The organism is Sulfurimonas sp. (assembly GCF_047622445.1).
Classification (GTDB): Bacteria; Campylobacterota; Campylobacteria; order Campylobacterales; family Sulfurimonadaceae; genus Sulfurimonas.
On record NZ_JBLHOE010000084.1, the window covers coordinates 1 to 12,402 of the forward strand.

Annotated in this window: 14 protein-coding genes and 1 pseudogene; 7 read left to right on the forward strand and 8 right to left on the reverse strand. The window is 31.2% G+C overall.

Going from position 1 to position 12,402, the window contains the following annotated elements; genetic code table 11:
• The first annotated feature begins 174 nt into the window (after positions 1–174).
• The 4 genes from ACI9TV_RS14510 to ACI9TV_RS14525 all read left to right on the forward strand — a co-directional run bounded on the left by ACI9TV_RS14510 (position 175) and on the right by ACI9TV_RS14525 (position 3,397).
• Positions 175–1,008, forward strand: a complete 834-nt coding sequence (locus ACI9TV_RS14510) for a bifunctional helix-turn-helix domain-containing protein/methylated-DNA--[protein]-cysteine S-methyltransferase (RefSeq protein WP_415251540.1) — start codon at positions 175–177, stop codon at positions 1,006–1,008.
• Complete coding sequence (locus ACI9TV_RS14515; protein ID WP_415251541.1) at positions 1,001–1,711, forward strand: endonuclease III domain-containing protein; 711 nt, start codon at positions 1,001–1,003, stop codon at positions 1,709–1,711. The genes ACI9TV_RS14510 and ACI9TV_RS14515 overlap by 8 nt, the downstream gene beginning before the upstream one ends.
• A gap of 233 nt (positions 1,712–1,944) precedes the next feature.
• On the forward strand, positions 1,945–2,787 hold the full coding sequence (locus ACI9TV_RS14520; RefSeq protein WP_415251542.1) for a GGDEF domain-containing protein: 843 nt from the start codon (positions 1,945–1,947) through the stop codon (positions 2,785–2,787).
• A 142-nt stretch (positions 2,788–2,929) separates the two neighbouring features.
• Entirely contained in the window at positions 2,930–3,397 is a 468-nt protein-coding gene (locus ACI9TV_RS14525) for a hypothetical protein (protein ID WP_415251543.1), read from the forward strand.
• Between the two features lie 197 nt (positions 3,398–3,594).
• Here ACI9TV_RS14525 and ACI9TV_RS14530 read toward each other — a convergent pair.
• The 4 genes and pseudogenes from ACI9TV_RS14530 to ACI9TV_RS14545 form a co-directional block, all read right to left on the reverse strand.
• Positions 3,595–3,839 (reverse strand): annotated as a pseudogene (locus tag ACI9TV_RS14530) (transposase); the annotation flags it as partial.
• 149 nt (positions 3,840–3,988) lie between these two features.
• A complete protein-coding gene (locus tag ACI9TV_RS14535; protein ID WP_415251544.1) occupies positions 3,989–5,209 on the reverse strand; it encodes an ArsS family sensor histidine kinase in 1,221 nt (406 codons plus the stop codon).
• Positions 5,206–5,880, reverse strand: a complete 675-nt coding sequence (locus ACI9TV_RS14540) for a response regulator transcription factor (RefSeq protein WP_415251545.1) — start codon at positions 5,878–5,880, stop codon at positions 5,206–5,208. Before ACI9TV_RS14540 ends, ACI9TV_RS14535 begins: the two co-directional genes overlap by 4 nt.
• Before the next feature lie 113 nt (positions 5,881–5,993).
• Positions 5,994–6,458 carry a Spy/CpxP family protein refolding chaperone gene (locus tag ACI9TV_RS14545; protein ID WP_415251546.1) on the reverse strand — a complete coding sequence of 155 codons (465 nt, stop codon included), beginning with the start codon at positions 6,456–6,458 and terminating at the stop codon, positions 5,994–5,996.
• Between the two features lie 210 nt (positions 6,459–6,668).
• Between ACI9TV_RS14545 and ACI9TV_RS14550 the strand changes: the two genes are divergently transcribed.
• The 3 genes from ACI9TV_RS14550 to ACI9TV_RS14560 all read left to right on the forward strand — a co-directional run bounded on the left by ACI9TV_RS14550 (position 6,669) and on the right by ACI9TV_RS14560 (position 7,897).
• Positions 6,669–6,830, forward strand: a complete 162-nt coding sequence (locus ACI9TV_RS14550) for a hypothetical protein (protein ID WP_415251547.1) — start codon at positions 6,669–6,671, stop codon at positions 6,828–6,830.
• Between the two features lie 107 nt (positions 6,831–6,937).
• A complete protein-coding gene (gene ftnA / locus ACI9TV_RS14555; RefSeq protein ID WP_415251548.1) occupies positions 6,938–7,432 on the forward strand; it encodes a non-heme ferritin in 495 nt (164 codons plus the stop codon).
• A 60-nt stretch (positions 7,433–7,492) separates the two neighbouring features.
• Positions 7,493–7,897, forward strand: a complete 405-nt coding sequence (locus ACI9TV_RS14560; protein ID WP_415251549.1) for a transcriptional repressor — start codon at positions 7,493–7,495, stop codon at positions 7,895–7,897.
• Positions 7,898–7,970: 73 nt separating this feature from the next.
• Here ACI9TV_RS14560 and ACI9TV_RS14565 read toward each other — a convergent pair whose 3' ends face one another.
• The 4 genes from ACI9TV_RS14565 to ACI9TV_RS14580 all read right to left on the reverse strand — a co-directional run.
• A complete protein-coding gene (locus ACI9TV_RS14565) occupies positions 7,971–9,236 on the reverse strand; it encodes a cytochrome-c peroxidase (protein WP_415251550.1) in 1,266 nt (421 codons plus the stop codon).
• A gap of 11 nt (positions 9,237–9,247) precedes the next feature.
• Positions 9,248–10,630, reverse strand: coding sequence for a porin (locus tag ACI9TV_RS14570; protein WP_415251551.1), 1,383 nt, complete (start codon positions 10,628–10,630; stop codon positions 9,248–9,250).
• A 1-nt stretch (position 10,631) separates the two neighbouring features.
• Complete coding sequence (locus ACI9TV_RS14575) at positions 10,632–11,513, reverse strand: sterol desaturase family protein (protein ID WP_415251552.1); 882 nt, start codon at positions 11,511–11,513, stop codon at positions 10,632–10,634.
• Between the two features lie 3 nt (positions 11,514–11,516).
• The coding region (locus ACI9TV_RS14580) for an imelysin family protein (RefSeq protein ID WP_415251553.1) at positions 11,517–12,402 on the reverse strand (886 nt) is incomplete at its 5' end.

Here is a 12,402-nt window from a genome sequence, read left to right on the forward strand (position 1 = left end):
AGGACATAACGATGATGAACTTCGTGTTCTTGAGAGTATGGTTGGACGTAAAGTTCCTTTTAATTTATAGATAATATATATTAGCAAGATTCGGATTGCTAAAAATATATCTCTCATTGTATACTATAGGTAACAAAGAATAGTTATTTATTTTTATAATGGGATTAAAATCAAATGAATGCGTTAGAAGTAAAAAATCAACATTACGAAAGTATTAAAAAAGCGATAGAATATTTTGAAGATTATTATTCTACTCAACCTAAATTAAAAGATGTTGCTTCTCATGTTAAAATGAGCGAATACCATTTTTCAAGAATTTTTAAAGAGTATGTAGGTGTAACGCCTATGCAGTTTTTACAAGCAACTACACTTTCTCATGCCAAAGATAAACTTCTAACTTCAAAATCTATATTAGATACTTCACTTGAATTGGGCTTATCAAGCTCAAGTAGATTACATGAACTTTTTGTAAATTTTGTAGGTGTTACGCCCAATGAATATAAAAAGATGGGAGATAGTCTTAGTATTACTTATGGATTTGGATTTTCTCCTTTTGGTAAGACTATGATTGCCACTACTGAAAAAGGAATTTGTTCATTAGAATTTTACGATGATTCATATGAAGAAATTTTCAATAGATTAAAATCCATATGGAAAAATGCAAAATTTACACAGAATGATGACAAAGCGCAAGATATATTGAATAAAATATTTATACATAAAGAAAAAGTAAACTTATTTGCAAAGGGAACTAACTTCCAAATAAATGTTTGGAAAGCTCTTTTAAATATAAAAAAGGGTGAAGTTTCAACTTATTCAGATGTTGCAACATTACTTGGTAAACCAAAAGCTCTAAGAGCAGTAGCCACTGCAATTGCTACTAATCACATTGGATTTCTAATACCTTGTCATAGAGTTATCTCAAAAACTGCCGCAATGAGTGGATATAGATGGGGCATAGAGAGAAAGAAAATAATTCTTGCATATGAGGATCAGGACAATGAATAAAGTTTTAAATATTTATAATATTTTATATGATAAATATGGTGCACAAGGATGGTGGCCTTTTCTCAATTATAAAGGTAAAAATACTCTCAAGGAAGGAAATTCTAATGGATATCATATATTGGACTATAATTTCCCAAGAAATAAAGATGAACTATTTGAAGTATGTTTAGGTTCTATTCTTACCCAAAATACTACTTTCACATCTGTAGTAAAATCCTTGCACAATTTAAATAATATTAATTGCCTAAATTATAGGAAAATAAAAAAAATGCCTATAGACGAGTTAAAGCTAATGATTAAACCATCTGGTTACTATAATCAAAAATCAAGCTATATATTATTGTTTATTGATTTTTTTGAAAGTTTGGATAATAGAGTACCTACAAGAAGTGAACTTTTAGAGATAAAAGGTATAGGACCGGAGACAGCTGATTCTATTTTATTATTTGCTTATAATCAAGCACACTTTAAAATTGATGCATATACTAAGAGGATATTAGTTCATAACAAATTAATTTCCAAAAATGATACATATCAAGATATAAAAGAGTTTATGGAAGAAGAGATAAAAAAAGAGATAAAAGATGAAAGGGAGTTAGTCATAACCTATCAAGAATATCATGCTTTAATTGTTAATCATGCTAAGCATTATTATTCAAAAAAGCCTTATGGAATCGGATGTTTTTTAGAAAATAAATTCTAAACTTTTTTGTCATATTACTCTTCTTAAATGTACTTAGGGAGTGTTCAAGATTCCGTATCAGAATCAGGTAATTACTAAAATTGTATCATAAATTGAAAGCATCATTAAGTCCTCCATGAAATGGATGGCTAACTGAGAGATTGTTAAACTCCGATTTTTCTGAGTATTTTAAAACTACCTGCAAGATAGAACATTAGATTTATAGTACAATGGACACAACAAAGGATTTATATATGGATGAAACAAACCTCTCCCAAGATTTAATATCTATTCAAGAAAATGAAGCTATCCCTTATGAAGAGCTAGTTAAATTTGCAGACAACCCTGATTACCTTAATATGTATGTACAGAAATATGGTCAAAAGTTATACCAACAATGCATCTTTTCATTAACACATATATCAATCAATGAATCACTTTCAGAAATCAAATGGGAACATATTGTTGATCACAGGAAAAAGCTTAATGATTCTCTAAATAGAGATGTTGGTTTGAAAGTGGCTGCGATAGATTATCTAGAAAATATTTCAGATAAAGACTTTGAGATGACTGTAATGGAAAATGACAAAGTTGATAATATTGTAGATGTAGCAACAATAGACCAATTAACTTCACTGTATGTTCGAAGTATGTTTGATGAGATGCTTAAGCAAGAGTTTCAACAGTACCTTCGAAATAATCAAAAACTTTCCATTATGATGTTAGACATCGATGATTTTAAACACTTCAATGATACCTATGGCCATCAAGGTGGGGATGAAGCTTTAACAATAATAGGTAGTGTTCTATTGAATGCTGTTCGTAAATCTGACATAGCGTCTCGCTATGGTGGGGAAGAGTTTGTAGTTATAATGCCTCAAACAGACATTCAAACAGCTTTTGATGTTGCACAAAGAATTCGCCAAAAAATTGAAGATACTGACATAGATGGTAAAAGCCTTACTATTAGTATAGGTGTGAGTGAAACCTCTGCATCAGTAAAGAGTGCTGAAGAACTTCTCAAAATGGCTGATGATGCTCTTTATCAGGCCAAAGAAAATGGTAAAAATCAGGTAGTGCAAGCTAATGAATCTTAGTATTAACTCTCAAGATATTAACCAAACACCTATAGGGGCCATTATGGTCGATAATTTTGATAAAGAATAATTTAAAAAGTGGTGGTATTAAAAAAATTAATATTATTGTAGAATCTAGTTGAAAATTCATAAAGGTTAAATCATGGAAAAAATGTTTAATATAATCTTCTCTGGAGTGCATCTGATAGCAGCTTTAATTCTTATAGCCCTATCCCTAATAATTATGGGATGGTCTGCTTATGATGTTATTATTCACTTTGGAAAAGCAACTGAGATTATTCCATTAATGCTTCAATCAGTAGGTGCAATAATAATATCTGCAGCTATTATTGATGTGGCGCAGTACATGATGGAAGAAGAAGTATTTAAGAACAAAGAGCTTCGTGATCCTGAAGAAGCAAGAAGAACAATTACAAAAATAATAGTAATCATAACTATTGCAGTTAGTATTGAAGGATTGGTTTATATATTTAAAGCAGGAACAAATGATCTTACCCTTTTACTATATCCGGCTTTACTGATTGTAGTATCAGCTATTCTTATTGTGGCCCTCGGTATATATCAAAAGTTAAGTGCAACTATAGAAAGAGTAGAGAAAGAAAACCCATAAGACCGATAACGCGGCGGCTGATTGAAAAGTTAGCAGACAAAAAACTTTAAGAATCAGAAAATCAATGAAAAAGTGTCATAAATTAAGAGCTTTACACAATAGTCCCTCGAAATATATTGAGTGAGAGTCCTAAACTGTCGATGATAAGGAAATCCTTTGAGTCCATCCACTGAAACAATGAGTATATCTTTAATTCATGGATAGACAGCCTCTAACGGTCTTGATTTCCATTCCTGTAGGGGGATTATGATTTTCATCAGTTACAGCGCTTATAGTAGCCTTAGAAAAGACAAAACAGTAGAAATCTTCTATATGTTTTGCTATCTGAGAATAGCTATTTCAAAGTACAAAAGTTCCATAATCACTCTTCATTGTTTTTGAGTCGTTTAATCAGAGAGCCAAATACTCCATCTGAACTGCCGATACTTTTACCAGTTTTTATATTTTTAGTAAATTGCTATACATCTATTTCTATCTTCATATGTACTCTTTAACAATAGAAGCTCTCCTATAACTTCATGCATTTTATATCCTTTTTTAAGTTAAACTATTTATCAAATAGAGATATTTTGCGTTCCCTTACTTGCTTCTTTACTTACTAATGATGAAACGATTCATCCCATTTTCATATTCATAACTAAGGGAGAGTTGATTCGCATCTAGTATATGTTTAACAATGTATAAACCAAGTCCAAAACTTTGGCTTGAGCTACTATCTTGAGATTTTGAGAATGCTTCAAAATATTTTTCTAAAGGAGAAGTAAGTTCCTCTCCTTTATTCTCAAAAATAATGAAAGAGCCTTGTGTCTTTATAGTTACTTGTTTATCACTAGAGTACTTTATACCATTATCCATAAGATTTTTAACAGCGATACTAAAGAGTTTAAAATCGACTTCTATTTGCATATCTTCAAATTCTTTATGTATATTCTCTTCACCACTCATAAGTAAATCACTTGCATTATCAATGATGTCAGATAAATAATACTCTTTCTTTTGTATCTCATTTTTAGTTGAGATAAGTTCTTCTATAGAAGCGAATTCGTTTATCAATGATTCTAATCTATAAAAAACTTTTTGCATGCTTTGTTTGTTCTCGTCTGTACTTGGAAGTTGCGCTAAAAACTGTCCCTTTGTAATCGGTGTTTTAAGTTCATGCATAATGTTACGTATAAATACATTTCTTGATTCTTTAAGCGCTTTTAGTTTTTTTGCTGATTTATCAAACTCATTTGAAAGTTGCGAAATCTCATCTTTTTGAGTACTTGCACAGATGATGTCAAAATCTTCTTCACCTATGTTTTTTATATTTTCTTTTAACTTCCTAAGTGGTTTTAACTTTCTAATCGTATTAAAATACAAAAGGCTAAATGCCACTAACATAGATAAAAATACAAAAATAATAATAGTTCTAAAGTCATTGGGTTCAGTCGTGTCTAAAAGTACCATATCAATTCGACGATTTTGCAGGTGAAGATAATTTTTACCATCTAACTCAAAACTACTTATAGCTTGCCCTCTTCCATGTTTTTCCCACTTTAGATGTTTATCTTGGCTCCCTAAGACCTTGTCCTTATCTTTAACAATCCTAAAATCCATAAGGGAGATATATTCTTCTAACTCTTGTGTGATGACTCTCTCTCGTCGTAATTCTTTTTTTATACTATGGGCTATGTCAAAACTTCTTTTGTAGTTAAATAACTCTTCTCTTTTTTGGCTTCCCTTATATAAAACACCAAAACTGATTATGATAAAGACAAATAGAGCAACAAAAGTAATGGTAATTGAGAAAAATATTGAACTTTTATTCATTCTACTAACTTATAGCCCATACCTCTTACTGTAAGTAGATGTTGGGGGTGTTTTGGATTTTCTTCTATTTTAGCTCTGATTCTGTTAATGAGAACAGCGATACTTCCAGCAGTTCCATCAGAATGGACATCCATACTTTCTAAAATGTCATATCTTGAGATTATAGAAGCTTTGTTTTTACATAGAAGAGACATTATTTGGTATTCTGCAAAAGTAAATTCTAAAGAAGTGCCATTTTTAGTAATCTCTTTTTTTTCTTCATTTAAATGAAATACTTCTTTTTTTTGTTTGTTTACAAATTCTAAGCTCTTGTTAAAACGTCTCAGTATAGTTTTAATTCGTACTTCTAGTTCTCGCGGATCATAGGGTTTTGGTAGGTAATCATCTGCTCCGAGTTCTAGGGCTATGACCTTGTCAGCAATGTCACTTCTTGCACTTGAGATGATGATGGGGATTTCATATTTTTCAACTAGCTCTTTACAGACCTCTAAACCATCCATACCAGGGAGTGTCAAATCTAAGATTATTAAATCATACGAGTCTAAGCGAATTGCACTCAGAGCTAGAAATGGGTCTTCAAAATTTGTCACAGAAATATTAAATTGAGAAAGGTATTGAATCAGGATTTGCGCTAATTCTGTATCATCTTCAATCATTAATATTTTTATCACAATATTTGCTCCCTAACCTGTTTTTATATTATCATAGCTTGTTTTGGATTATTATCTTCTTTAATATTAGGACGATATAGGTGAAGCACATACGTACTTCACCAATGCAGTAGTTATTTTGAACAAGAACCTTTCATCATTTGACTTTTTTTCATCATATCCTTCATATCTAACATCGTTTTAAGATCTTTTTTCTGAGAACTAGTAAGAACCTTATAGGCTTTTTCTATGATTTCTGCTTTATTCTCAACTCTATTGGCTCTTCTTTGTTTTGCCAATTTTACAAACTGCTCTTTATCAAAACTATCATCACTAAATGCAGTGTGAGGATTTGGTATATTTTGCATACTTATCTTTACAATGGCACGTATTTCTGTTTTTTGTGCATCGCTCAAATCAAGTTTTTTAAACATTTGCATGAGACCATATCCTCTCCCTTGATTTTGACTCTGCATCATTTTTTGTTGTTTGCACGAAGATCCATTACCTTGTTTCATATTTGAGCATGGAGAAAATGCTAAAAGGGATGAAGCTACAAGTGCCGTAGTACCTAAACTGATTATTAATTTTGTGTTCATAACGAACTCCTTATGTTTGATAATCAAAGTATGCGCTCCCTACTTTAACAAGCTTTTAACTTATGTTTAACAGGAGATTAACGAAAAATAATCTAACTAAAAAACTAAGCTCATAATTGATAACGACTATCATTATAAGTTTCAATTAAGTATTATTTACTTACAATTACATATTGAAAATGATTATCAATATAAACTAAAGGAAATAAAATGTCAGACATAGAACTTAAATCAGAAATAACACTTCTAGTAAATAACTCAGGTTATTCAAAATCGAAAAATATGATTTGCCCTATTATGAGAATTATATCTATGAGATATAAAAATATCCCCGCACAACAAATATATAAGATAACTAAATCTATATTATAAATTCAAAAATTTTGTATAAAACAAAATGAAAGGAGTATACGTAGAAAATATAAACTTACTAGAATTCATTAGATAAAAAATACATTTACATAATTAAAGGAAATATAATGTTAAGCGAAAATTTACTAAACAAACTAAATACACAAGTTACCCTAGAGTTCTACTCATCAAATCTTTATTTACAAATGAGTGCTTGGTGTGACTATAAAGGTTTACCTGGGTCTGCAAAGTTTTTTAAAGAACATGCAAAAGAAGAGATGTCACATATGCAAAAGATATTTGACTATATCCAAGATACTGGCGCCCTTGCTATTATAGATGCGATTGAAAAACCAGAAATTGATTTCTCTGACTTAAAAAACTTATATACAACAACGTACAACCATGAAAAAATGATCACAAAACAAATCAATGAAATCGTAGATATTGCTTTGAATGAAAAGGATTACTCAACATTTAACTTCCTGCAGTGGTATGTCTCAGAACAACACGAAGAGGAAAAACTCTTTAAGTCTATCTTAGACAAAATAGAAATTATTGGTCTTGATGGTCGAGGTCTTTTTATGGTAGATAAAGAGATTGGCAATATTGTCATACGATAACGTGAACAAAGTGGACTCATCTTACTTACGTAATATGAGTCACCATAATGAAGGCTAAGCATGAGTATAGAAAAACTCAATGATTGTATCAAAAGTAAAAATGTTAATATTTCTCGAGCGAGGGAAGCTATTTATAACCTTATACTAAGTTCTGAGGAATGTTTGAACGTTGCTCAGATTATAAAATTATTACCCGAATATTATCCAAAAAAAATATCTCAAAACACTTTATATAGACATCTTAACTTTTTTCTAGAATGTGACTTAGTCATAATGCTTCAAGATGATTTTAAAAGGTCTTACTACTACCCAAAAAGAAATTCATTTATGATATTTTGCGTATGTACTCATTGTAATAAGGTAGCAAGATTAGATGTAGATACTTCAGTTATCCATAATGAATTTCCTAAAGCAGAATTTATTACTGTACATAAATTATGTTCTCTTTGTAGTGCAAGACAATAAAAAAGAATAAATCCTTAAAACAAAACCAGTAAGAAAACTTGTTTTACTGGCTTTGTACTATCTTTTTAATAGATTAACTTCCTAATTCTCCTTCTGGTGCTAATGCTGGTAATAGATACTCATATTTTGCATCTGTAAGTGTTCGTAAAAATGCTTCAAGATTTCTAATCTTCGTATCATTCATAGATTTTTGCAATAAGTCAGTATGATTTATAGTAGCTTGGTAATCATTAACACCCCATACTTGATTTGTTTCAGGATTAGTTGGATGAAGATTGGTATTATCTTCACCAACATGATCATAAAATTCTAAAACAGTACGCAACTTGGCAAATACACCATTATTCATGTATGGAGCAGTTAGCGCAATATTTCTTAGAGTTGGAACTTTAGTTTTACCTAGATGTGTTGTGTAGTTTACATCGGTAGACTCTACTGTGCCGCCAAGTCCTTTAAATACTGCATTAGATTCTTGTAAACCAAGAGCAAACCTTGCATCCATAGCACTCACATTTCTAGGTGTACCTATATTTTCATACTTAAAATTTGTAAAAAGTTCATTTGAGCTTGCTTCACTTTGAGAATTAATACTGTGACATGTTACACACGATGTATTAGCCTGTGAGAAGAACAGAACATAACCACCTTCTTCTTCTGTAGTAAATGTATACGTACCTTTTTTCCATCTGTCATATTTAGAATCAAAGGGTGCAAATTCTTCTGTTTTTTCAAATGTAGCAATTGATTCTGCCATAGCTGAAAAAGAAGCATTTATATCATCAAAAATACTTACACCATATAAGTCTTCAAATGCACTTACATACTCAGGATTTTCTTTAATCCTATCTACAACACTATTTTTATCTGGCATCATCATCTCTGCAGCGTCTAATGGTGGTCTTGCTGCTTGATCTTTAAGATCGATTGCTCGTCCATCATGAAACTGACCACCTATATAATCGCCATCACTATTTTTTCCAAATACAGGATTAAACTGGGCATAAGATGCTGTTGGAGTGTTCCGACCGCCTAAAGATGAACCATCATCACCAACCGAGAAAGCACCATCTATAAAAATATTCTGGTTTTGGTTATTCTCACTAAAACGAGCATCGATGAATGCATGTTGGGGATCATGACAAGTAGAACAAGATGTATTTCTTGTTAGAGATAAATTAGCATCAAAAAACAACTTCTTTCCTAATTCTTCTTTACTAAAAGATATTATAGGATCAGGTATAATTTTTTGATCAGTTCCATAAAAATCATTATCACTGCTGCAAGCAGTAAATAAAAGTGATGCTACAATTGTTGTACTAGTTAAATATATTTTTTTCATTTTAAACCTTTTTAAAAAATAAACCCTGCTGCAAATGTAAATGAGTTTTCATCAGCAAATTTTGCACTTGAGCCATAGTCTCTTAGTTTATAGTCCGCTTTGAGTGTGACTTTTGGATCTGGAAAATATGAGAACCCAGTTGTATATTCTAAAAACTTATTGTTATCAGGGTAGATTGTTTGTGAATTTACATCCATATCAAGTCTTTCAACTTCTGCAAATAAATAACCTTTATGAGGTAATTCAAAATGAGATAGTACATCATAACCAACAGTTAAATACTGTCCATTTACAGTGTCTGAAACTACAATATCCCCCTCAGTAGGTAATTTTGCAACATCCCCATCTAATGTACCAACTGTGGCTAATGCTTTTATATCAAAACCATTATTTTGATATGTTGCATGAGCTTCAAGCATAGTCATTTTCACTTCTATATTTGAAGAGCTACCTAGTGAACTTCCATACATAAATGAGCCACCAACATTAAGTCCATCACCTAAATCATAAGTTCCTCTTGCTACAAAACTAAGACTATCTGTGTATTGTTTTGCCCCTAAACGACCTTGTTGGATGTAACGACCTTCTGCATCTCCAAAGTGGTCTGCATCAGGAGATGTAATAACACCAGCATAGTATTCAAAGTCGTCAATTTTCCCATGTACCAGTGCACCATTGGTATGCCAAGTAGATGGAATAATGAAAGTTTCAACAGCTGGTCTATCCGTTGTAAGGTATGCGGTTGGTTCATGATTAAGATTTACTAAACCAAACGGTGTAAGTATATGCCCTATACGGATAGCAAAACTTTTATCTATTAAAAAGTCTAGATAAGAAAATTCTACAATTGCATACTTGTAATTCTTAGTATCATCACTTCTAGCTCCGCCATCCTCAAATTCAATCTCAGTATTCATCACAATCCAGTCATTAAATTTATAACCAATATAAGGAACAAATCTTACGATATTAAATTCACCCTTATTTTTGTTTGCGTTATAAGCCGCTGAAGTAGTATTTTTATAATCTTTATATTTTTTAAATTTATACTCTCCATAACCACCAATTGAAACTGCATTATTTGTATGATAAACTTTTGAAGCACCTTCACCGAGTGAACTAAAACTCTCATACTTTACAGTACTATCATCTGAAGCATTGTAAATTTCTTCTAACATTGCTTCATTTGTAACCTCCTGATCACGTACTATGAGTTTTATCTCTTCTTTTTGTTCATTAACAACTTTTTCCTGTTGTGTTGCCATTTTTTGTTGACTCTGCATCATATGTTTCATTTGTGCTTTTAAGAGTTCAATTTCTTTAACTAACTCTTCATTACCTGCTCCAAAAGAAAGAGCAGAACATACGCTTAAACTTAATACTATTTTTTTCATTTTATTTCCTTAATGGTTCGATTAGCATGTTAAAAACATTACTATGAACTTTTTTATTTTTTAAACCAAACTCTAATACTTCATCTGTTTTACCTACTTCTAAAGAGTTAAACATATAATCCCATATGGATAAAATACCACCATAGTTTTTATTTTGATATTTAGTAGAGTGATGTAACTGATGCATGTATGGTGAAGTGAAGATTTTTTCTAAAAACCTTCCATACCGTAGTGGTATATGAGAGTGTCGTAAGTTTGCTCCTAAAATTCCAAAAACAAAAACAAAAACATTTGCTCCAGCAATCTCTACTATACCGATAGAAGCTCCAAAAATGTATATAAATGTTCCCGTTACTAAACCAAATACAAGTGAGTAACGAAGAGCAAAAAGTATATTTTCAAAAGGGTGTACTCTATAAAAAGTTAAAGGGTTTAAAACTTCAGCAGAGTGGTGAACCTGATGCAGTCTCCATAAAAATGGTACCGTATGTAATAAACGATGTAAAACATAACGCGACAAATCCCCAACAATAAAAAGAGTTAGTGTGTATAAAACAACTACAAATTCTCTTAAATACTTTTCTTTTTGAATAAACCCAAAGTTTTCTTCTAAATATAAAGTGACAAAAAGTGAGACGTCTTTCCCCGAAAAAAAGTATGTTATCAAGGGCAAAAGAATAGATAATTTTATAAACGAAATAACTATAAAATATAAATAATCATTTTTTGCACTCTCATGCCACCATATTTTCTTAGAAAATGCAAAAGAATACCTTGGATTTTTAAGTACAAAAGTAAATGCTAATATAAAAGCACTCAAAATATACAACCAGTAAATACGATTTTCATTTAAAAAAAAGTAATGTATTCCAAAGTATTCCAAAACCTAGTCTCCATCCGCATCAATAATGTCTTGCGTAAAGTTTAGACCATTGATAAGTGCTGTAATGTTATTTTGAATAATTCTTGTAGTCTCATATAACTCTGTAGTCCTAGAATTTGTAAGCGAACTTTCCAACGTTGAGGGATAACTATTTGTAATACTAAGCGCATCGTCTATAGCGTTAGAAATAGCTTCTGCTTCTGAACTCGTGTTTCCAAGGGCTGCTATATCAGTTAAACCTATTTCCATTACAGTTTTTAAAGTATTTAGTATCTCTTTAATTGACTCTAATGAATATAAGCTTTTGTGATACTCAAGCCGAGTTGATAATGGCTTGTTTAAATATTTTACAGTCAAACCAGCCCCATCGCCTATACGTAACTCACGAAGATTATATGATTGCTGAGAAAGTACATTTAAAAGAGCACTCAGAGACTCTTCACCACCTAAACTAAATGTACTTGTCTTTTCATAGTAGTCTTGTATTTCTAGTAAATGTCCCGAAATTTTATCTATCATGATGAGTGCCGATGTAAGTCTTATGCCTTTCATCTTAGTAACTACAGTGCTTATATTTTCATTATCTCCAAAAAGGGTATATTCTAAAGCAGTGATCCCTTTTAAAGAATTAGCTATAAGAGAAGCTTCACCTGAAAAAACTCTATCTAGATCTCCACCTATATCTTGAGCCTTTGAACCTTTTATAAAGTTCTCCAAATAAAATTCAGCAATATCTCTCATACTGTCACTGTTATATCCAGCTACATAAACTACTTCAACTCTTTTATAAGCGAGAACAAGTTTTTTAAATTCAATTTGTGCTTGAAGTAGATTATCTACACTTGAGTTTGCATTTAAAGTTTGTATTCTTTTAAGTAGTGTTTGTGAT

Excerpts from the sequence above, each read along its gene's own strand:
- ftnA (WP_415251548.1), top strand. The coding sequence starts at position 6,938 with ATGTTAAGCGAAAATTTACTAAACAAACTAAATACACAAGTTACCCTA.
- ACI9TV_RS14565 (WP_415251550.1), bottom strand. The coding sequence starts at position 9,236 with ATGAAAAAAATATATTTAACTAGTACAACAATTGTAGCATCACTTTTA.
- ACI9TV_RS14520 (WP_415251542.1), top strand. The coding sequence starts at position 1,945 with ATGGATGAAACAAACCTCTCCCAAGATTTAATATCTATTCAAGAAAAT.
- ACI9TV_RS14510 (WP_415251540.1), top strand. The coding sequence starts at position 175 with ATGAATGCGTTAGAAGTAAAAAATCAACATTACGAAAGTATTAAAAAA.
- ACI9TV_RS14545 (WP_415251546.1), bottom strand. The coding sequence starts at position 6,458 with ATGAACACAAAATTAATAATCAGTTTAGGTACTACGGCACTTGTAGCT.
- ACI9TV_RS14570 (WP_415251551.1), bottom strand. The coding sequence starts at position 10,630 with ATGAAAAAAATAGTATTAAGTTTAAGCGTATGTTCTGCTCTTTCTTTT.
- ACI9TV_RS14515 (WP_415251541.1), top strand. The coding sequence starts at position 1,001 with ATGAATAAAGTTTTAAATATTTATAATATTTTATATGATAAATATGGT.
- ACI9TV_RS14535 (WP_415251544.1), bottom strand. The coding sequence starts at position 5,209 with ATGAATAAAAGTTCAATATTTTTCTCAATTACCATTACTTTTGTTGCT.
- ACI9TV_RS14550 (WP_415251547.1), top strand. The coding sequence starts at position 6,669 with ATGTCAGACATAGAACTTAAATCAGAAATAACACTTCTAGTAAATAAC.
- ACI9TV_RS14560 (WP_415251549.1), top strand. The coding sequence starts at position 7,493 with ATGAGTATAGAAAAACTCAATGATTGTATCAAAAGTAAAAATGTTAAT.
- ACI9TV_RS14525 (WP_415251543.1), top strand. The coding sequence starts at position 2,930 with ATGGAAAAAATGTTTAATATAATCTTCTCTGGAGTGCATCTGATAGCA.